This window comes from Kocuria sp. CH-021 (assembly GCF_049716185.1).
Lineage (GTDB): Bacteria > Actinomycetota > Actinomycetes > Actinomycetales > Micrococcaceae > Kocuria > Kocuria cellulosilytica.
In genome coordinates this window covers 1-19,187 of the sequence record NZ_JBNAFK010000013.1, presented here as the reverse complement: position 1 = coordinate 19,187, position 19,187 = coordinate 1, and the positions used below count along the sequence as shown (strand labels likewise).

At 73.8% G+C, this 19,187-nt stretch carries 14 protein-coding genes; 9 read left to right on the top strand and 5 right to left on the bottom strand.

Annotated elements, in window-relative coordinates; translation table 11 throughout:
- Positions 1 to 125 precede the first annotated feature (125 nt).
- Entirely contained in the window at positions 126 to 674 is a 549-nt protein-coding gene (locus ACPYN7_RS11420) for a hypothetical protein (RefSeq protein ID WP_424347732.1), read from the top strand.
- On the opposite strand, the gene ACPYN7_RS11415 is transcribed toward ACPYN7_RS11420, so the two are convergent.
- The gene (locus ACPYN7_RS11415; RefSeq protein WP_424347731.1) at positions 669 to 1,886 is read right to left on the bottom strand and encodes an MFS transporter; all 1,218 of its coding nucleotides are present in this window, start codon (positions 1,884 to 1,886) and stop codon (positions 669 to 671) included. The genes ACPYN7_RS11420 and ACPYN7_RS11415 overlap by 6 nt on opposite strands.
- Positions 1,887 to 2,033: 147 nt before the next feature.
- Entirely contained in the window at positions 2,034 to 3,323 is a 1,290-nt protein-coding gene (locus ACPYN7_RS11410) for a Glu/Leu/Phe/Val family dehydrogenase (protein WP_424347730.1), read from the bottom strand.
- A gap of 452 nt (positions 3,324 to 3,775) precedes the next feature.
- Here ACPYN7_RS11410 and ACPYN7_RS11405 point away from each other — a divergent pair, with 452 nt between their 5' ends.
- From ACPYN7_RS11405 to ACPYN7_RS11390, 4 genes are all read left to right on the top strand, one after another.
- Positions 3,776 to 5,356: an alanine/glycine:cation symporter family protein gene (locus ACPYN7_RS11405; protein WP_424347729.1), complete on the top strand. Its 1,581-nt coding sequence runs from the start codon at positions 3,776 to 3,778 to the stop codon at positions 5,354 to 5,356.
- 52 nt (positions 5,357 to 5,408) lie between these two features.
- Entirely contained in the window at positions 5,409 to 6,356 is a 948-nt protein-coding gene (locus tag ACPYN7_RS11400; RefSeq protein ID WP_424347728.1) for an ornithine cyclodeaminase family protein, read from the top strand.
- Positions 6,357 to 6,435: 79 nt separating this feature from the next.
- Positions 6,436 to 7,674, top strand: a complete 1,239-nt coding sequence (locus tag ACPYN7_RS11395) for an FAD-dependent oxidoreductase (protein ID WP_424347727.1) — start codon at positions 6,436 to 6,438, stop codon at positions 7,672 to 7,674.
- 70 nt (positions 7,675 to 7,744) lie between these two features.
- Positions 7,745 to 8,437: a GntR family transcriptional regulator gene (locus ACPYN7_RS11390; RefSeq protein ID WP_424347726.1), complete on the top strand. Its 693-nt coding sequence runs from the start codon at positions 7,745 to 7,747 to the stop codon at positions 8,435 to 8,437.
- A gap of 65 nt (positions 8,438 to 8,502) precedes the next feature.
- On the opposite strand, the gene ACPYN7_RS11385 is transcribed toward ACPYN7_RS11390, so the two are convergent.
- On the bottom strand, positions 8,503 to 9,174 hold the full coding sequence (locus tag ACPYN7_RS11385) for a DNA alkylation repair protein (RefSeq protein WP_424347725.1): 672 nt from the start codon (positions 9,172 to 9,174) through the stop codon (positions 8,503 to 8,505).
- 260 nt (positions 9,175 to 9,434) lie between these two features.
- Between ACPYN7_RS11385 and ACPYN7_RS11380 the strand changes: the two genes are divergently transcribed.
- Positions 9,435 to 10,784 carry an alkaline phosphatase PhoX gene (locus ACPYN7_RS11380; protein ID WP_424347724.1) on the top strand — a complete coding sequence of 450 codons (1,350 nt, stop codon included), beginning with the start codon at positions 9,435 to 9,437 and terminating at the stop codon, positions 10,782 to 10,784.
- Positions 10,785 to 10,922: 138 nt separating this feature from the next.
- Entirely contained in the window at positions 10,923 to 11,804 is an 882-nt protein-coding gene (locus tag ACPYN7_RS11375) for a type II CAAX prenyl endopeptidase Rce1 family protein (protein WP_424347723.1), read from the top strand.
- A gap of 45 nt (positions 11,805 to 11,849) precedes the next feature.
- Here the strand turns inward: ACPYN7_RS11375 and ACPYN7_RS11370 are convergent, their stop codons facing one another.
- Positions 11,850 to 14,798, bottom strand: coding sequence for a BTAD domain-containing putative transcriptional regulator (locus ACPYN7_RS11370; RefSeq protein WP_424347722.1), 2,949 nt, complete (start codon positions 14,796 to 14,798; stop codon positions 11,850 to 11,852).
- Between the two features lie 99 nt (positions 14,799 to 14,897).
- Here ACPYN7_RS11370 and ACPYN7_RS11365 point away from each other — a divergent pair, with 99 nt between their 5' ends.
- Positions 14,898 to 16,292, top strand: a complete 1,395-nt coding sequence (locus ACPYN7_RS11365; protein ID WP_424347721.1) for an FAD-binding oxidoreductase — start codon at positions 14,898 to 14,900, stop codon at positions 16,290 to 16,292.
- A gap of 73 nt (positions 16,293 to 16,365) precedes the next feature.
- A complete protein-coding gene (locus ACPYN7_RS11360) occupies positions 16,366 to 17,493 on the top strand; it encodes a flavin-containing monooxygenase (RefSeq protein WP_424347720.1) in 1,128 nt (375 codons plus the stop codon).
- Between the two features lie 70 nt (positions 17,494 to 17,563).
- Here ACPYN7_RS11360 and ACPYN7_RS11355 read toward each other — a convergent pair whose 3' ends face one another.
- Positions 17,564 to 18,925, bottom strand: a complete 1,362-nt coding sequence (locus ACPYN7_RS11355) for a hypothetical protein (protein ID WP_424347719.1) — start codon at positions 18,923 to 18,925, stop codon at positions 17,564 to 17,566.
- Between the last annotated feature and the right edge of the window lie 262 nt (positions 18,926 to 19,187).

Sequence of the window (19,187 nt, the reverse complement as noted above, 5' to 3'; positions counted from 1 at the left end):
AGAGCTCCTCGGCCACCCGGCCCTCCCGCCGGCCCGGGCGGAGACACATCCGTCCCGCCCGCTCCTGGTCGCCGTCCGTGTGAGGTGACGCACATAGAATCGACACCGACGACATGAGGGGTGACATGAGCATCGAGGACGAGCACCGCTCCCGGGACGCCGCACAGCCCACGAGACGGCAGGAGCCCGGCCGCGGGACCCCACCGGTGTCCGGAGCCCACGCGGCAGCGCTGCAACGGGCCCTGGACGAGGTGCGGAAGGTCGGGATCGAGGCGAGCGAGCTGCTGCGCCGGGAGGGCCTGAAGCCGGCCAAGCTCGCGCACGTTCCGCGCGGCGCCAGGTCCTATCCCCTGGTCGGCCACGCGTTCTCCCGGGTGGCGTGCGGCCACGGGTGGCACGTGGTGCGCGGCGTGGTCGTGGGCACGGACGGCCGGCTGTGGGCGCGCCGACGGGAACACGGCGCCACCCCGCAGCAGGACCTGGGCGCGTGGCGGCTGGACGTCGAGCCGCCCGGTGACGGACTCGAGCTGCCTCCGCCCGTGCAGTTCGACGGGACCTCCCTGCACACCCTGCGGAGGATCTCCGAGCACGAGTGCCTGAAGGTCGACCTCATCGACCGCCTCATGGACGGCTACGCCCGGCTGCTCATCCTGCACCACCGCCGGAGGTCATGAGCGGCGCGAGCGGTTCCGGAGCAGGCCCAGGAGCACGATGACGGCCAGCAGCATCACCATGGCCGCGTAGCCGACGGCCGTGGGCACCAGGCCCGCCGCACCCGCGACGGCCCCGGCCGCCACGGCCGGGATGCTGTGCGAGAGGTAGCTGACCACGTAGATCGCCGAGAGCAGCCCCGCCCGCTCGTGCGGTGCCGCCTGCGGCAGGAGCAGGCGCAGGACCCCGAGGAAGCCGGCCCCGAAGCCGACGCCGGCCAGCACCGTGGCCGCGAGGTACAGGCCCACGGACCCGACGGCGAGCGCCGCGATCGTGGCGGCCATGCCCGCCACCAGAACGCTCATGCCCACGGCGAGCACCCGCCGGGGTGCGGTCGAGCCGAAGAAGAGGATCGCGATCCCGCCGGTGCCCGTCAGGGCCGCGACCACCACGCCGGTGAGCACCACGGAGTCCGCTCCGGTCAGCGAGCGCACCAGGCTGGGGCCCAGGGAGATGATCAGCCCGCCCAGGGACCAGCACGCGGCCGCGGCGGGCAGCACCCACACCGCCGAGCGCCGCACGGCCGGTGGGAAGGAGACGCGCGGGCGCAGCGAGGCCAGCGCCCCGGGGACCCGCTCCACGGTCTCGGGGCCGAGCGCTGTGCCGACGACCTGCAGCACCAGCAGCCCCAGCAGCACCAGGTAGACGGCGTCGATCATCCGCGGGGCGGCCGCGACGATGAGGCTCGAGGCCACCGCTCCCCCGGCCAGGCCCAGGATCGGCCCCGCCCCGGTGAGCACGGTGCCCAGCCCCCGGCGGCCCTCCGGCTCGAGCTCGATCACGTAGGCCCCGAGGGCGCCGGTGGCGGTGCCGGTCGCCACGCCCTGGACCAGGCGGGCCGCCACCAGGGTGGCCTCGCTGTCGGCGGCCACGAACACGACCATCGCGGCGATCTCCAGGACCAGGGCGGCCAGCAGCACCGGGCGGCGCCCCAGGTGGTCTGACAGCGACCCCACCGTGAGCAGCGCGGTCAGCAGGGCCACCACGTACGCGGCGAAGATGACGGTCAGCACGACCGGCGGGAAGCCCCACAGCTCCTGGTACAGCGGGTACAGCGGACTGGGCGCGCTGGAGGCGGCCAGGAGCACCACGAGCACGGACGCCTGCACCCAGAAGGCCGCACGGGCGGACAGCACGGGACCACGACGAGGTGCGGCGGCGGAAGCGGCGGGCATGCGGACCTTTCGGGACGGACCGGGGCAGCGCGAGGGCTGCGATCGAAGCTCACGGTAGCGCCCCGGAGGCCCCGCAGGAGATTCGCGCCGCCCCGGCGGGATGCCCGTGCCCGGCCCCGGCCCTCCGGGTGCCCGTCCCCCGGTGGATCAGGGGTAGAGGCCGCGGGTGCGGTGGGCGTCGGCCACGCACTCCACGGCGGTGACGGTGGCGGCCTCACGCAGCGTGAGGTCCCGGGCCGCGGCGACGTCGAGCAGGTGGTGCCACGCGGAGAGCATGCGGTGCTCGAGCCGGTGGTCGACCTCCTGGCGGGACCACCAGTAGGCCTGGTTGGACTGCACCCACTCGAAGTAGGAGACGATCACGCCTCCGGCGTTGGCCAGGATGTCCGGGACGACCAGCACCCCCTTCTCGGTGAAGACCCGGTCGGCGTCGGCGGTGGTGGGGCCGTTGGCGCCCTCCACGACCACCCGGGCGCGGACGTCGCGGGCATTGGCGCCGGTGAGCACCCCTTCCACGGCCGCGGGCACCAGGAGGTCCACCTCCAGGGTCAGCAGCTGCTCGCCGGGGATCTCCTCGGTCCCGGGGAAGCCGCCGACGGAGCCGGTGGCGGCCACGTGCTCCTGGAGGGCGCGGATGTTCAGGCCCTCGGCCTGGTGGACGGCCCCGTACTGGTCGGAGACGGACACGACCTTCACCCCGGCCTCGGTGAGGAACAGGGCGGCGTCAGCGCCGACCTTCCCGAAGCCCTGCACCGCCGCGGTGGCCCGCGCCGCGGGAATGCCGACGTGCTCGAGGGCGGCCAGGGCGATGTGCACCACCCCGGCCGAGGTCGCCGAGGCCCGGCCCAGGGACCCGCCGAGGCTCACCGGCTTGCCGGTGACCACCCCGGGCACGGTGTAGCCGGAGGAGACCGAGAAGGTGTCCATCATCCAAGCCATGGTCTGCTCGTCGGTGCCGATGTCCGGGGCGGGGATGTCCTTGTCGGGGCCGATGATGGGCAGGATCTCCGAGGTGTAGCGGCGGGTCAGCCGCTCGATCTCGGGGCGGGAGCAGCGGCGGGGGTCCACGGTGATCCCGCCCTTGGCGCCGCCGTAGGGGACGTCGATCAGGGCGCACTTCCAGGTCATCCACATCGCCAGGGCGCGGACCTCGTCGAGGTCGACCCGCGGGCTGTAGCGCACCCCGCCCTTGGCCGGGCCCCGGGAGACGTTGTGCTGGACCCGGTGGCCGGTCAGCACGTCCACCGAGCCGTCGTCACGGCGCAGCGGGATGGACACGGTCATCTCCCGCCGCGGGCGGGCCAGCAGGGCGTGCAGGCCCGGGCCGTAGCCCAGGGTGGCCACGGCGGAGGCCGGCTGCGCCTGGGCGTCGACCAGTGGGCCCGTGGTGTGGGAGGTGGTACCCATCTCGGGCAGGGACGGCACGTCGGTGGTCATGGCAGCTGGTTCTCCTGGCGGCAGGGAAGGGAGGGCGCGGCACGAGCAACTCCTGCCGGCGGCAGTGTGACGTGCACAACACCAGTGTGCGCCCCGGGAGCCATCAGGAACAGTGACGATTAGTGGGCAGAAATCATCAGAATCGCTTCCCAAACAGATACTGATGCCTGAGGCCCTGAGCGGACCGAGCCATGCCCGAGCCGCTATGCCCCCGCACGAAGAGCCGATTTCGAGCAGGAAGAATCCAGGGAACAAGAGTGAGGTATTACACCTCTGTACGCTACGCTGATGCCCGGGAGATCCACATCACAGGCCCGTGTGGTGTCCAAGCCCCCGGGCCGCGGCCCGACGATCCACCGCCTCCCACCCACCACCGCAGACCGTCCGACCGTCTGGAGAACCGCCATGAACCCCACAGCCCCTCCCGCCCGCTCGTCCGCGGTGATGCCGGCATGAGCCCCTCCGCTGCCGTTCCGATGTCCGTGCCGACGGCCGTGCCGGTCGTTCCCCGCGTGAGCGTGGACGAGGCGCTCGAGGGCTTCTTCGGCCCCCTGGTCGACGTCCTCGAGTCGATCGTGTTCTTCGCCGTCCCGATCGGCGAGGCTCAGCTGCCGCTGCTGGTCGTGTGGCTCTTCGGCGGCGCCGTGTTCCTCACGGTCCTCGTCGGCTTCAAGCCGTGGCGGGATCTGCCGCACAGCCTGAAGATCATCCGCGGCCACTACAACCGCTACGACGACCCCGGCCAGGTCACCAGCTTCCAGGCCCTGGCCACCGAGCTCTCCGGCACGGTGGGGCTGGGCAACATCGCCGGCGTGGCCGTGGCCATCTCCATCGGCGGGCCCGGCGCCTCCCTGTGGATCATCATCGCCGGGCTGCTCGGCATGTCGGTGAAGATGGCCGAGGCCGTCCTGGGCCAGAAGTACCGCCGGGTGCACGCCAACGGCACGATCTCCGGCGGACCCATGTACTACCTGCGCGACGGCCTGGCCGAGCGCGGGCTGCCGCGGCTGGGCAAGGTGCTCTCCTACGCCTTCGCGGTCTTCATGATGATCGGCGCCCTGGGCGCGGGCAACGTCTTCCAGGCCAACCAGCTCGCCGCCCAGGTGACCCTGGCCACCGGGGGCGAGGACAGCTTCTTCGCCGGCTCGGCCTGGCTGATCGGCCTCGGCGTGGCCGTCGTCGCCGGCACCGTGATCCTCGGCGGCATCACCTCGATCGCCCGCTGGACCAGCAAGCTCACCCCGCTGATGGCCATGCTCTACCTCGGCTGCGTGCTCGTGATCCTCGCCGTGAACATCACCCAGCTGCCCGCGGCGATCGGCCTCATGTTCTCCAGCGCCTTCACCGGGGAGGGAGTCACCGGCGGCCTGGTCGGGGTGGCCATCATCGGGATCCAGCGCGCCGTGTTCTCCAACGCCGCCGGGGTGGGCACCGCCGGGCTGGCGCACTCCGTGACGAAGAACCGCCGGCCGGCCCAGGAGGGCTTCGTGGCCGCCTGGGAGCCGTTCATCGACTCCGTGGTCATCTGCACCATGACCGCCCTGGCCGTCATCGTCACCGGCCAGTACCTCAACACCTCGTCCGACGGGGTGGGCATCACCACCGCGGCCTTCGCCACGGTGAACTCCGTCTTCCCGTACCTGCTGACCGTCTGCGTGGTGCTCTTCGCCTTCTCCACGATCCTCAGCTACTCCTACTACGGCAAGAAGGCCACCGGCTATCTCTTCGGCGACAGCTGGATCGCCGAGCGCCTCTACGACCTCGTGTGGGTCGTCATGATCGTGGTCGGCGCGGCCGTGTCCCTGGACACCGTGATCCGCTTCTCCGACGCCATGTTCTTCCTGATGACCGTCCCGAACCTGCTGGGCGTCTTCCTGCTCGCCAGGGTGATCCGGAGGGAGGTCTTCGGCCACCGCGAGGATCTGCGCACCGGCCAGCTGCCCCTCGTGGCCCACGCGGACCGCAGCACCATCATGGGCCACCCCACCACGGGGGCCCGGGCGGACACCGGCCCGAGCGTGGTGGAGACGTGATCCGCCGCGCCGCCTTCCGCACCACTTCCTGCGACCTCCTGGAGAGCCCCCGATGACCCCGACCGACATCCATGACATCGCCGTCGTCACCGCCGGCCAGGTGCCCGAGCACCTGCCGATGACCCGGGCCGTCGCCGCCCTGGAACAGGCTCTGCGGGACGGGCTGGACCCCGCGGCCGCCCTGCCCCGCAGCAGCGTCCCGCTGGAGAAGGGCAGCTTCCTGCTCATGCCCGGAGAGCACGGCGGATACGCCGGCGTGAAGGTGCTCACGGTCGCCCCCGGGAACTCCCGGCGGGGGCTGCCGAAGATCCAGGGCAACTTCCTGCTCTTCGACGCCGACACCCTCCGGCCCCTGGCGCTGATCGAGGGCACCGCGCTCACGGCCATCCGCACCCCGGCCGTCTCCGCCCTGGCCGTCGACCACCTGGCCCCCGCCGGGAGCGCCGCCCTGCTCGTCTTCGGCACCGGGCCGCAGGCCCTGCACCACGTGCGCGCGGTCGCGGCCGTGCGGTCCCTGACCACGGTGACGGTGGTCGGCCGGACGGAGACGAGCACCGACGCGTTCGTCGACGGGCTGCGGGCCGAGGGCCACGACGCCCGCCGCGGCACGGCCGCCGACGTGGCCGGGGCGGACATCATCACCTGCTGCACCAGCGCCCGGGAGCCGCTCTTCGACGGCTCGCTGGTGCGGGACGACGCCGTCGTCGTCGCCATGGGCTCGCACGAGCCCGACGCCCGCGAGGTCGACGACGAGCTGGTGGCCCGCAGCACCGTCTACGTGGAGGACATCGCGACGGCGCTGCGCGAGGCCGGCGACGTGATCATCGGCATCGAGCACGGGGCCATCGCTGCGGAGGACCTGCACGAGCTCGCCGACCTGGTCCGCAGCGGCCCCCGGCCCCGGACCGGTCCGGCCTTCTTCAAGAGCGTGGGCATGGGCTGGCAGGACCTGGTCACCGCCCGCGTCGTCTACGAGGACCTCGACAGCATCGAGGACTGAGGACTCCCCGCCCGTCCGGGCGCCGGAACGGTCCGCCCCGGCGCCCGGACGGCACCCCCACGCCCCCGGAAGGAACCCCATGAGAACGATCGTCATCGGGGCAGGAGCCATCGGCCTGTCCTCGGCGTACTACCTGCGCAAGAGCGGCGTCGAGGTCACCGTCGTCGACCCGGCACCGCCCGGGTCCAAGGCCTCGGCGCACAACGCCGGATGGGTGGTGCCCAGCATGTCGACCCCGGTCCCGGCCCCGGGCGTGCTGCCCCAGGCGCTGCGCTGGATGCTGCGCCGGGACAGCCCGCTCTACGTCTCCCCCGTCCTCGACCCGCAGTTCGCCCGGTTCATGCTCACCATGCTCCGCCACTGCACCACCGCCCGGTTCGAGGCCGGGCTGAAGGTCCTGGCCGAGCTCGGCGCGGAGACCCTGCAGCTGTTCGACGAGATGGCCGCCGACGGGGTGGAGTTCGAGAGCCACACCGGCCCCCTGACCATGCTGTTCCGGGACGCCGCGAAGCTCGAGGCCCACATCGGCGAGCTGGAGACCATGGCCGCCCTCATCCCCGGCTTCTCCTGGCGGGCCCTGGACCGCTCTGGCCTCGACCGGGAGCTCCCCGAAGTCGCGGACGGGGTCGCCGGCGGGCTGCAGACCCTCGGGGACCGCTCCCTGGACCCCGCCTCCTTCACCGCCGGCCTCGCCGCCGCCTGCGCGCGGGAGGGCGCCGAGTTCCGCCTGGGCCGCTCCGCCTCCCTGCGGCAGGAGGCGGACGCCTCCGTCTCGGTGGTCGTCGGCGACGAGGTGCTGCGCGCCGACCGCGTCGTGGTCGCCGCCGGGGTCTGGACCGATCAGATCCTTCGGGGGATCCACGAGCGCGTGCTGCTGCAGGCGGGCAAGGGCTACGGCTTCGACCTGCCCCTGGAGGCCGGCGGCCCGGCGCACCCGCTGTACCTGGCGGAGGCCAAGGTGGCGGTCACCCCGCTGGCCACCAAGGTCCGCGTCGCCGGCACCATGGGCTTCGGGGGCCTCGACGAGACCATCAGCGCGGTGCGCGCCGGAGGGATCCTCGCCGGCCTGCCCGCCTACTTCACCCGGTGGCCCGACCTCTCCACGAAGCCCCAGCCGTGGACGGGGCTGCGCCCCATGACCCCCGACGGGCTGCCGATCATCGGGCCCCTGCCGCGGCAGCCGCACGTGCTGGTGGCCACCGGCCACGCCATGCTGGGCATCAGCCTCGCCCCGCCCACGGGCCGGCTGATCGCGGAGATGGTCACGGGCCGGTCCCCCGCACGGCACCGGGCAGCGCTGGCCGCCGACCGCTTCTGACGGGCCGGGGCGGCCGGCCCCGCTATCCTGGGTGTGAAACCTTAAGCACCGCGGGAGGGAGGGGAACACCATGAGCATGCCGCTGACCTGGAACGACACTCCGGGGGAGTCGGTCGCCCGGCAGAGCTACCGGGAGCAGGCCGCGTGCATCATCCGGGCGCAGATCATCTCGGGACGGATCGAACCGGGCTCCCTCTACTCCATCGGGGAGATCGCCGAGAAGCTCAACGTCTCGATCACCCCGGTGCGCGAGGCCCTGCACGATCTCGCCCGGGAGGGCCTGATCGAGATGAGGCGCAACCGCGGCTTCCTGGTGCGCACGCCCTCCGGCCAGGAGCTCGACGAGATCGTCCAGATCCGGGCCATGCTGGAGGTCTCCGCGGTGCGGGAGATCACCGAGCGCGGCCTGGTCACCGACTTCGCGCCGCTGCGCCGGCTGAGCCGCAGGACGATGGTCTTCGCCGAGGCGGGCGAGTGGGTGGGCTTCCTGGACACCGACCGCGAGTTCCACCTGTCCCTCCTCGCCGCCCTGGGCAACCCGAAGCTGCTCGAGCTCGTCGGCTCCCTGCGCGACCAGAGCCGCCTCTTCGGCCTCGACAAGATGGCCGGCTCGCCCGACTTCGTGGAGTCCACCCGGGAGCACGAGCTGCTCCTCGACGCCGTGGAGGAGGGCGACGCGGAGCGGGCGGCGTCGATCATGGCCCAGCACCTCCGGCACGTCCGGGGCGTCTGGGCCGGGGAGAGCGAACCGGAGCAGGCCTGACCCGAGGTTCCGTCCGCGCTCCGCCCTCCTCGCGGTCGGGCCTGACCCGAGGCCCCGGCCGCGATCTAGGGTTCGCTGCGGCGGCGCACGATCTCGGTGATCCAGACGGGCGCGAACGGGGACGTGCAGTTCGGCGGCGTCGGGTAGTCCTTGAGCACCTCCAGGCGCTCCCCGATCTCGAGGGCCCGGGCCCGGTGCTCGGGGTGCTCGATCCCGATCTGCGCCAGGCAGGAGTTCATCGCCCACTGCAGACGCTCCGGGGCGTCCTGCATCTCCGCCTCGATGACGTCGAGCAGGCCGGCGAGGTCGAGGCCCTCGGGCCGCTTGCCCACGCGCTCGGTGGTCAGCGCCCAGCCGGCGCTCGCCACCACGGGATCCGGATCGGCGAACCAGGCCAGGCGCAGCTCCTCGGCGTGCGGGCTCTTCCGCACCACGTAGTTCACGAACCAGTCGTGCACCTTGGGGATCCGCGCATCGCGCAGCATGGCGTCCAGCTCGTCCCGCTCGAACGCCTTCGGGCGGCAGATCAGCAGCGCCAGCAGCCGCGCCGCGGTGTCCCCGGTCTCCCAGAGCCGGCGCGCGAGGTCCTGCTGCGTTCCCAGCCGTTTGGCGACCGCCCGCAGCTTCGTGAGGTTCACCCCGTGGTCGTCGCCGTGCCGCTCGTTCACCGCGCGCACCCTCGGGTCCTCGAGGGCGGCCAGCTCGGCCAGCACCTCGGCCACCGTCGTCTCGGCCACCTCGGCCTCCTGTCCGTCTCGGGTGCATCCCAGCCTATGAGGGACGCGACGCCGGCGAGCGCTCCCGTCGTCGTCGGCCGCCCCGGGCGTGGCGCGCGGTCCGCGAAACCGACGGGCCCGGCTGTCCCCGTTCTCGATCGCGAAGGAATCCGCCACGTCCTCGACGCACGGCATTCACGGCGTGCTGGTCCGCTGTTCGGATTGCCCTGGTGGGCTCGGTCGACGGAAGCACCCCCGACCCCCGTGAGGACAGCACCGAGATGACGACAGCACAGACCCCGACGACGGCACCGGTAGGACGCCGAGGACTCCTGAAGGCCGGCGGGGCGATGGGCGCCGCCGCCGCCCTGTCCGCGCTGATGGGCAACACCGCCCACGCCGCCCAGGGGCGTGCGCACGGCGACGACACCATGCAGGCGCCGGACAACGGCGGCTACGGACCGCTGCGGACCGCTCCGGGCGGTGAGCTGCTGCTGCCGGCCGGCTTCTCCTACGTGGCCTTCGGCCACACCGGCACCCCCATGAGCGACGGCACGCCGACGCCGGGCAAGCACGACGGCATGGCCGCGTTCGACGGCGGGAACGGCATGATCCACCTGGTGCGCAACCACGAGCAGGCCGAGGGACCGGCCTTCGGCGCGCGCAGCTACGACCCGAACGCCGCCGGCGGCACCACCAACCTGGTCTTCGACCCCGCCGCCATGGCGCTGGTCAGCACCTGGCCGTCCCTGACCGGCACCATCCGCAACTGCGCCGGCGGCCCCACCCCGGCGGGCACGTGGCTGACCTGCGAGGAGACGTTCACCGGCCTGGACGTGGCGCACCCGCACGGCTACGTGTTCGAGGTCCCCGCGGACGCCACCGCGCCGGTGGACCCGGTGCCGCTCAAGGCGATGGGCCGGTTCACCCACGAGGCCGTCGCGATCGACCCGAGGACCGGCATCGTCTACGAGACGGAGGACCGCGGCACCTCGGGGTTCTACCGGTTCCTCCCGAACGACCGGGACAAGCTCTCCGCCGGCGGGACGCTGCAGATGCTGGCCGTGAAGGACCAGCCGCAGTACGACACCCGCTACAGCCAGCGCGTCGGCAAGCCCCTGCCGGTCGAGTGGGTCGACATCGCCGATCCGGACCCGGACAGCACCGACACCCTGGCCGTGTTCAAGCAGGGCCACCAGCAGGGCGGCGCGGTCTTCGCCCGGCTCGAGGGCGCCTGGTACGGGGACGGGTCGATCTACATCAACTCCACCAGCGGCGGCGACGCCGGTCTCGGCCAGGTGTGGGAGTACCGGCCCCGCGGGAACTCCGGCGGCCAGCTGGTGCTGGTCTACGAGTCGACCGACCCGGAGGTGCTGCAGGCCCCGGACAACCTCTGCGTGTCCCCCAACACCGGCGGCCTGGTGCTGTGCGAGGACGGCGGCGGCAAGGACCTGCTGCGCGGGGTCACCACCGAGGGCCGGATCTTCGACGTCGCGGAGCTGAACTCCCCGAACACCAGTGAGCTGGCCGGCGCCACGTTCAGCCCGGACGGCCGGATCCTGTTCTTCAACGTGCAGAGCCCCGGCATCACCTACGCCGTCACCGGCCCCTGGGAGAACGGCGCGCTGTAGCCCGGCCGCCGGTGACACACAGCCGCTGCTCCGTGCCGGCCCTTGTCTCCGTGCCCTCGGGCGCGCACTGTGAGAGACACACCCGTGGGCGCACCAGCACAGGCCGGGCTCTGGGAGCAGGCCGGAGGAGAGCACTCCATGGCCCCTCGATCCGATCCGTCCCGGGGCGGTTCCCCGGCCCGGCGCCGCCCCGTGACGGTGTTCCTCGTCCTGGCGCTGGGCCTGGGCTGGGCGGCGCTGACGATTCCCGTGCTCGCCGGCCTCCCGATGGAGCCGTTCCTGCTGGTCCTGACCTACGTCGCGCTGCTGGGCTCGGCCCTGCTGGTGACCCGCCTGGCCGACGGGCCGGGCGGCATCCGGCGACTGCTGGGACGGGCCTTCGCCTGGCGCTTCGGCGCGGGGCGCTGGGCCGTAATCCTTCTGGGCATGCCGGTGCTCACGCTGGCCCTGGCGGCGGCGACCGGGTCCCTGCGCACCCCGCCGGACGGCTGGGCGGCGGAGGCGGGGTGGTACCTGTTCAACACCCTCGTCTTCGGGGCGCTGGTGCTGAACCTGTGGGAGGAGACCGCCTGGGGCGGGTTCCTCCAGTCCCGCCTCACCGCGCGGCACGGGCTCGCGGTCGCCGCGGCGCTCACCGCGTTGCCCTTCGCGGCGGTCCACCTGCCGCTGTACCTGGCCGAGGGCTGGAGCGCTGAGACCGCCCGGAACCTCGCGCTGCTCGTCCTGCTCGCGCCCGTCTACCGGTACCTGCTGGGCCTGCACCTACTCGACACGGGCGGCAGCGTGCTGGCCATCGGGATCCAGCACGCCGCCTGGAACGCCGCGGGCAGCCTCGGGGCGGTGGAGGGCGAGTGGCAGGTCATCGTGGCGGTGCTCCTGCTCACGCTCCTGCTCGCGCTGGAACGGCACCTCCGGGGCCGGGGCACCCGGCCCCTGGGCCGGGACGCCGAACGGCGGGCGGCCGCCGCCTGGACGGCCCCGGGCAGGACGGACCTCACGTCCGCCGACGACGGCGCGTGAGGGAGCGGGGTGCCGTCGGGCAGCGTGCTCCCCGGAGTGCCCCGCCTACGGGACGGACGGCCCGGAACCCGCGGAAGGGCGGGCACTGAGCTCCTCGGCGGTGTCCCGGGCGCGGTCGAGGACCTCGGTGCGCGGGAGCAGCCGCGCGAGCGTGGCGATCCGGTGCGCGCGCTCCGCGCCGAGCCCCTCCCGGACGGTGGCCCGCAGCGCCCGGTAGCGCTCGACGTCGGGGCCGGCCAGCCCGGGGGCCGACTCGGCCGTCTCGGCGGCGGCGAGAACCAGCTCGGCCGCGTCCGGGCGCCCGGCGGCGGCGAGCAGCTCGGCGAGGATCCGCAGCGTGGTCCACAGCTGGGGCCAGTGGCCGGCGCGCCGCTGGAGCTCGAGCAGCGTGCGCGCCAGCTCCAGGGCCTCCGCCGCCCGCCCGGTCCGGGTGAGCGCGGAGAGCAGCGCCACCCGGGCGACCGCCGAGACCTGCTCGGCGCGCACGCCGTCGGCCAGCCGCGCGGCCTCCCGCAGGACGTCGGCGGCCGCCTCCGGGTCGGCGGGCAGCAGCACCTCCCCGCTCGCGTAGAGGGCGAACGCGACCCGGGACGCCGCGCCGCTGCGCTCGGCCGCCCGGCGGGCCGCGGCCGCGTGCTCCTCGGCCATCTGCTTCGCCCCGTCCGCCGCGTGCGCCAGCGCCAGCACCGCGTGGGCGTCGACCGCGTACGCGTCCGGCAGGCCGGAAATCGCCAGGACGTCCCGCCAGCAGCGCGCGGCCTCGCCCCGGTCCCCGGCGTACATGGCCGCGATGCCCCGGGCCGCCAGCGCCAGGTACCGCTCGGCCGGCGTCGCGGCCGCCCGGAGGGCGCGGGACCCGAGCCGGCGCGCGCGGGCCGGCTCACCGCGCTCGTCGGCGGCGAGCGCGGCGGCCCCGAGGGCGAGGGCGGCGGCCGCGGTCCCGTCGAGGCCGGGGTGCTCCCCGACCCGCAGGGCCAGCTCGGACAGCACCGGGCCCGGGACCCAGTGCACGCACAGCCCGAGGGCGCCGACCACCCGGGCGGCCGGCTCGAGGTGCCCGGCCGCGAGGGCGCCGGCGACGGCGGAGGCCAGGTCCCCGCGGGCGAGCTCGAGCCCGCGCAGCGCCGTGCCGCACGCGGGACCGGCCGCCTCGCGGGCGCACCGCTCGGCGTGCCCGGCCGCCCAGGCCCAGAAGGCCGCGGCCGTGCCGTCGTCGGCGCGCTCGGCGGCGAAGGCCCGGATGATCCCGAGCAGCCGGTACCGCGTGGCCGCGCCGTCCTCCACGGGCAGCACGAGCGAGGCCTGGACGAGCCGGGCGAGCCCCGCCCGGGCCTCGCCCGGCTCCGGGACAACCTGCTCGGCGGCGTCGAGGTCGAAGGTGCCGGTGAACGCGGACAGCCGGCCGAGCAGCGCCCGGTCGGGCGGGGCGAGCAGGGCGTACGACCGGGCGACGACGGCCCGCAGCGGCCCGTGCGCTCCGTCGTCGAGCTGCAGACCCGACCCGATGCCCTCGAGGACGGGTCGGACGCCGAGCGCGGCCGCCTGCACGGCGGCCAGTTCCAGGGCCAGCGGGAGGCCGTCGAGGCGGCGGCACAGCTCGCCGATGTCGTGCAGGACCGGCGCGGGAAACGGGGCAGCCGGCCGGACGCGGCGCAGCCGGTCGAGGAACAGCCGCACGGAGGCGGTGAGCGCGGCCCGGTCCGGGGCGTCCGCCGGGTCCGGCAGCGGCAGCGGCGCCAGCGGGAGGACCTGCTCGGCGGGCAGCTCCAGCCGGTGCCGGCTCGTCGCCAGGACGTGGACCCGCGGCGCCGCCCGGCCCACCGCTTCGGCCAGTTCGCGGACCTCACCCAGGACCCGCTCGCAGCCGTCGAGGACGAGGACGAGCGAGGAGGCCGCGAGGTACTCGAGCACCGCCGTCCGCAGCTCCCCGGCCGCGCCCAGGCCCAGGGCCGCCGCGACACGGGCGTCCGCCTGCGCGGGGGCGGCGTCGTCGAGCTCGACCACCACGGCCGGGCGGGCGAGCCGCCGGGACAGTTCGGGCAGGGCCTCGGCGACGAGCCGGGACTTTCCGATCCCGCCGGGACCGGTGACGCACACCAGGCGGTGCGCGGCCACGGCCAGCAGCAGCTGCTCGACGTCGTCCTCCCGCCCGACGAAGGCGTCCCCGGCCGGCCGCCAGGCGGGCGGCACGGGCGGGGCGGACGGCACCGGCCGGGCCGGTGGCGCCGGGCGCGCGGGCGACGACGGCGGCCCCTCCGGCAGGTCGTGGCCGAGGATCCGCAGCTGCAGCTCCCGCAGGGGTGGTGCGGGGTCCAGACCCAGCTCGCCGGTGAGGGTGCGGCGCAGCGCGGAGAACCGGTCGAGCGCCTCCGCCGCCCGGCCGGCACGGTAGAGGGCGGTCATGAGCAGCCCGTGGGCCCGCTCCCGCAGCGGCTGCCCGGCGACGAGCTCCTCGAGCGCGGACACGGCGTCGTCGACGGCCCCCGTCTGCAGGGCCAGCACGGCCCGGTCCTCCACGGTCCGCAGCCGCAGCTCCTCCAGCCGCGCGGCCTCGGCCACCGCGAAGCCGCGGTCGGCGAACTCGGCGTAGGCGGGGCCGCGCCACAGCGCCAGCGCCTCGTCGAGCGTCCCGGCCGCCCGGTCCGGCGGCAGTCCGGCGGCCCGCCGGCGGAGCGCCTCGAAGCGGCCGGCGTCGACCGCCCCGTCCGGCAGCGCCAGGCAGTAGCCCGCCGGTCCCGCCCGCACGGCCTCCCCGCCCAGGACCGCGCGCAGCCGGGACACCACGGTGTGCACGGCGCCGCGCGGCCGGGCGGGCACCACGTCATCACCCCACACCGCCGCGACGAGCGCGTCCACGGAGACCGGGTGCGGGGCGTGCACGGTGAGCGCGGCCAGGGCCGCCCGCGGCCGCGCACCGGGCAGCGCGGCGGACGTCCCGGCGCGCCGGACCTCGAGCGCCCCCAGGACGCCGATCTCCACCGGGTCCTGTGCCATGTTTCCCATTGTCCGCCGCTGACCGCGCGATGAAAGGTCCGTGACAGGGCCGGGGAGCATCGTGGGCACCAGGCCCACGACCACGAAGGAGGTGCCGTCATGGCTGCCCCACCCACCACTGCCGGCGCGCTGACGCCCGAGGCGCTGGAGCGACTGCGGAGCCGGACCCGCGGACGGATGTACCTGCCGGAGGACCCCGGCTACGACGAGGCCCGCGCCGTGTACAACGCCATGATCGACCGGCGGCCGGCGCTGGTCCTGCAGTGCCAGGACGTCGCCGACGTCATCGCCGGGGTCACCGCCGCCCGGGAGACCGGCCTGGACCTGGCCGTGCGCGGCGGCGGGCACAACGGCCCCGGTCTGGGCACCTGCGAGGGCGGGATCGTGCTGGACCTCGCCCCCATGGACGGGGTGCGGGTGGATCCCGCCGGCGCCCGCGTCGTCGTCGAAGGAGGGGCGCGGTGGGGCGACGTCGACCACGCCACGCACGCCCTCGGGCTCGCCTGCCCATCCGGGATCATCTCCACCACCGGGGTCGGCGGGCTGACCCTCGGCGGCGGGATGGGCTACCTGACCCGCAGACACGGGTTGACGATCGACAACCTGCTGGCCGCCGACGTGGTGCTCGCCGACGGGACCCTCGTGACGGCCGACGCCGAACACCACCCCGACCTGTTCTGGGCGCTGCGCGGCGGCGGGGGCAACTTCGGGGTGGTCACCGCGTTCACCTTCCGGCTCCACCCCGTCGACACGATCGTGGGCGGGCCCATGCTGTGGCCGGTCGAGCGCGCCGCGGAGCTGCTGCGCTGGTACCGCGACTTCCTGCCCTCCGCCCCGGAGGACCTCAACGGGTTCTTCGCCTTCCACATCGTGCCGCCCGCCCCGCCGTTCCCCGAGGAGCTGCACCTGCAGCGGATGTGCGGGGTGGTGTGGTGCTGGACGGGCCCGGCGGAGGACGCCGAGGCCGCGCTCGCCCCGGCCCGGGCGCTGCAGCCGGCCCTGGACGGCGTGCAGCCGATGCCCTATCCGATGCTGCAGACCGCCTTCGACGCCCTGCTGCCGCCGGGCGACCAGTGGTACTGGCGGGCCGACTTCATCGGGGAGATCCCCGACGAGGCGGTGGAGCTGCACGCCCGGCACGGGGCCACGCTGCCCACGGTGCAGTCGACCATGCACCTGTACCCGATCGACGGCGCCGCCCACCGCCCCGGCCGCACGGACACCGCGTTCAGCTACCGCGACGCCACGTGGGCCATGGTCATCGCCGGCGTCGACCACGACCCCGCCCGGGCCGCGGAGCTGCGCGAGTGGAGCGCGGGGTACTGGGACGCCATCCACCCGTACTCGCTCGGCGGCGCCTACGTGAACATGATCATGGAGGAGGGCCAGGACCGGGTGCGCGCCGGCTACCGGGAGAACTACGACCGGCTGCTGGCGGTGAAGCACCGCTACGATCCGGACAACCTCTTCCACGTCAACCAGAACATCCGCTGAGCCGCCGGGCCGGGGAGCGTCCGCCCCGGCGCCACCCGCCCCGCACCGGGAGCGGACGACCCGAAGGAGCCCCATGCACACCGGTCCCCGCGTCCTGGTCCTCGGCGCCGGCCCGGCGGGCCTGGCCACCGCCGCCGAGCTGCGCGCCCGGGGCGTGCCGGCCACCGTGCTCGAGCGCGGCCCGCAGCCCGGCGCCGCCTGGACGGGCCGCTACGACGCCCTGCGGTTCAACACCTCCCGGCGCCACTCCGCCCTGCCCGGGGCGCCCTTTCCGCGCGAGTACGGCCAGTTCCCCACCCGCGACCAGTACATCGCCTATCTGCAGCGCTACGCCGCCGACCGCGGCCTGGCCGTGGAGACCGGCGTCGAGGTCTCCCGGGTCCGCCCCGACAGCGGCGGCTGGTGCGTCAGCACCTCGGCCGGCGAGCGGCACGCCGAGCACGTGGTGGTCGCCACCGGCGCCCTCAACCGGCCGAAGCTGCCGGCCTGGGCCACCGAGGACGCCTTCGACGGCGAGGTCCTGCACGCCTCGGCCTACCGCAATCCCGCACCCTTCGCAGGGCGCACGGTGGTGGTCGCCGGCGCCGGCACCAGCGGAATGGAGATCGCCCACCAGCTCGCGGCCGGCGGTGCCCGGCGGGTGCTGCTGGCCGTGCGCACCCCGCCCAACATCCTCCTGCGGGAGCTCCACGGCCTGCCCGGCGACCTGCCGGTCCCGCTGCTGCTGCGCCTGCCGGACGCGCTCGTGGACCGGCTGCTCTTCGCCCTGCAGCGCAGGACGGTCGGGGACCTCAGCGCCTACGGGCTGCCCCGCCCCACCGAAGGCGCCATGGCCTCGATCAGGAGCCGCGGTGTCACGCCGGCGATCGTCGACGCGGAGGTCCTCGACGAGATCCGCAGCGGAGCGATCGAGTGCGTTCCCGCGGTGGCCGGGCTCGACGGCGACAGTGTGCTCCTGGCCGGCGGCCGGCGCGAGCCCGCCGACACTGTCATCGCGGCCACGGGCTACCGGACCGGCCTGGAGGACCTCGTCGGCGGCCTCGGGGTGCTGGACGAGCGCGGCCTGCCGCGGGACGGCACCGGCCGCGAGGTGGCCCCGGGCCTGCGGTTCATCGGCTATGTGTTCCGCCCGGGCCTGACCGGGTACGTCGGGACGATCGCGAAGCGGGTGGCGCGGGAGATCGCGGCCACGACCGCCTGACCGGATGGTCCACCGCGGCGGGCGCACCGGCGCAGAGCTGCTCTCCCGCCGTCGTCGCGGAACGGCCGGCCTAGGCGGGAAAGCTCCCCTGCCCGGCGGTTCTGTCCAGGTACTTCTTGATGCAGTGGACCGCCCCGAGGTTCTCGGCGAACGGGTGGAAATCCCCGAGCATCGTGACCTCGAAGCCGAGGGACTGCCAGACCTCCCGGTTCGCCTCGTCCGTCCTGGCCAGATCACTCCATGCGCCGTGCCCATAGGTGGGCAGCCACACACGCTTCGTCCCGTCGCTCCCGATCTGCGTCAGGGCGTTGTTGCCGGTCGCGAAATACCAGGTGCGCAATCGGTCAGCCGGGTCGTCCACATGGGTGAGCGGAAGAGGATTCCTGTGGACGTCGAAGCCCAGGGCGCCCAAGTGGAGTGCGATGTTGTCGAACACTTCCTGCATGGCCCCGGGCCAGAGCGGCACGTCCAGAATCTGCGCCGCCATCCGGGGGTCTCCCACGAGCAACCGGTATCGGCCGTCGGCTCCCCTGCCCGCCAGGGTGATGAACATGTCGATGTGGAAGAGAGGCTGGACCGTTCCGGCCTTGTTGCCGAAGTGGACGATCTCCTGCCATTCCGTCCCATCGACCGTGATCGGCCGGACCGCCTGACCCGGTACGGGAACAGTGCTCCCCACGTAGTGCATCACCCGGGACTTGTCCAAGTACTCCGAGTACAGGCGTCGAACGGTGGCCGGGGGACTTTCTCCCGGAGCCGGGATGATCGCTTGATACACGTAGCTCAGCGAGTTGGCGGGATAGTCTGCGCCGATCAGGAAGAAGTCGTCGCCGATGAGCAGGTTTCCCCCCTGGAAGTAGAGAGGGGCTTGGGTATGACTCATGTCGGTGTGATTGCTCACGATGTCCGCGAGGAGTGCATCCGCATAGCGGGGGAAAGAGAACGGCTCGACGAAGGCCGGGGTTCCCGCACCCTCGTCCTGCACGATGGCATAGCCGTCCTCGGCCCACACCGAGAAGTGCAGATGGTCCGCGACGGCGATGACGTGGACGTCCCCTGGCCGGTCGGCGTCGAACCAGGCGCGCACTTCGGCATCGACGGATTCGTGGGTGATCACCTCGAGGTCGACCTCCGGGCCGAGCTTGGACACCAGGTCCCGGTAAGCAGCTGCCAGCGGGTTCGGGCGGCCGTCGACGTCCGTGACGGCATAGGAGGGGATGGCCAACAACATCCTGCCGATCTCCCCGTGGGTGCTCGACACCAGCCGCGGATTCCTGGGAACCCGTCTGGCGGCCTCTGTCTCCGCGGCCTCTGCCATGACGGTGCGCGCGAGGTAGAGCTGTCGTTGCCCTTCTTCGGGTACATCCCCTTCGGTGCGCGGTCGGAGTGCCGCCACTTTCGGGTAGTGCCTTTCCATCTTCTGCTCCGGCATGCCGATCTCCCCACGGACGCGCGCGAACGATGTTCCCTGAAGCATGAGCCGAACTCGAGGGGATGGGAAGATCGGAATGCAAGATGAAGAGCCAGGCGGTACCGACGGGGCCAGAGGGTGATTCCGGTGCCGAACGGCGAGAGGCCGCCGTTACGGGCAAGGAACCCGGCTCGCGTTGATGTGCACTAAGACCTGGTCTCATAACTCTTCTACCTGACGCAGTCGGCGGAAGTTGATGAGCGTGACGGCGAGCAAGAGCAGC

Coding starts and splice junctions, on each gene's coding strand:
- ACPYN7_RS11395 (WP_424347727.1), top strand. CDS start 6,436: ATGAGAACGATCGTCATCGGGGCAGGAGCCATCGGCCTGTCCTCGGCG.
- ACPYN7_RS11420 (WP_424347732.1), top strand. CDS start 126: ATGAGCATCGAGGACGAGCACCGCTCCCGGGACGCCGCACAGCCCACG.
- ACPYN7_RS11390 (WP_424347726.1), top strand. CDS start 7,745: ATGAGCATGCCGCTGACCTGGAACGACACTCCGGGGGAGTCGGTCGCC.
- ACPYN7_RS11355 (WP_424347719.1), bottom strand. CDS start 18,925: ATGCCGGAGCAGAAGATGGAAAGGCACTACCCGAAAGTGGCGGCACTC.
- ACPYN7_RS11415 (WP_424347731.1), bottom strand. CDS start 1,886: ATGCCCGCCGCTTCCGCCGCCGCACCTCGTCGTGGTCCCGTGCTGTCC.
- ACPYN7_RS11370 (WP_424347722.1), bottom strand. CDS start 14,798: ATGGCACAGGACCCGGTGGAGATCGGCGTCCTGGGGGCGCTCGAGGTC.
- ACPYN7_RS11365 (WP_424347721.1), top strand. CDS start 14,898: ATGGCTGCCCCACCCACCACTGCCGGCGCGCTGACGCCCGAGGCGCTG.
- ACPYN7_RS11405 (WP_424347729.1), top strand. CDS start 3,776: ATGAGCCCCTCCGCTGCCGTTCCGATGTCCGTGCCGACGGCCGTGCCG.
- ACPYN7_RS11375 (WP_424347723.1), top strand. CDS start 10,923: ATGGCCCCTCGATCCGATCCGTCCCGGGGCGGTTCCCCGGCCCGGCGC.
- ACPYN7_RS11400 (WP_424347728.1), top strand. CDS start 5,409: ATGACCCCGACCGACATCCATGACATCGCCGTCGTCACCGCCGGCCAG.
- ACPYN7_RS11380 (WP_424347724.1), top strand. CDS start 9,435: ATGACGACAGCACAGACCCCGACGACGGCACCGGTAGGACGCCGAGGA.
- ACPYN7_RS11410 (WP_424347730.1), bottom strand. CDS start 3,323: ATGACCACCGACGTGCCGTCCCTGCCCGAGATGGGTACCACCTCCCAC.
- ACPYN7_RS11360 (WP_424347720.1), top strand. CDS start 16,366: ATGCACACCGGTCCCCGCGTCCTGGTCCTCGGCGCCGGCCCGGCGGGC.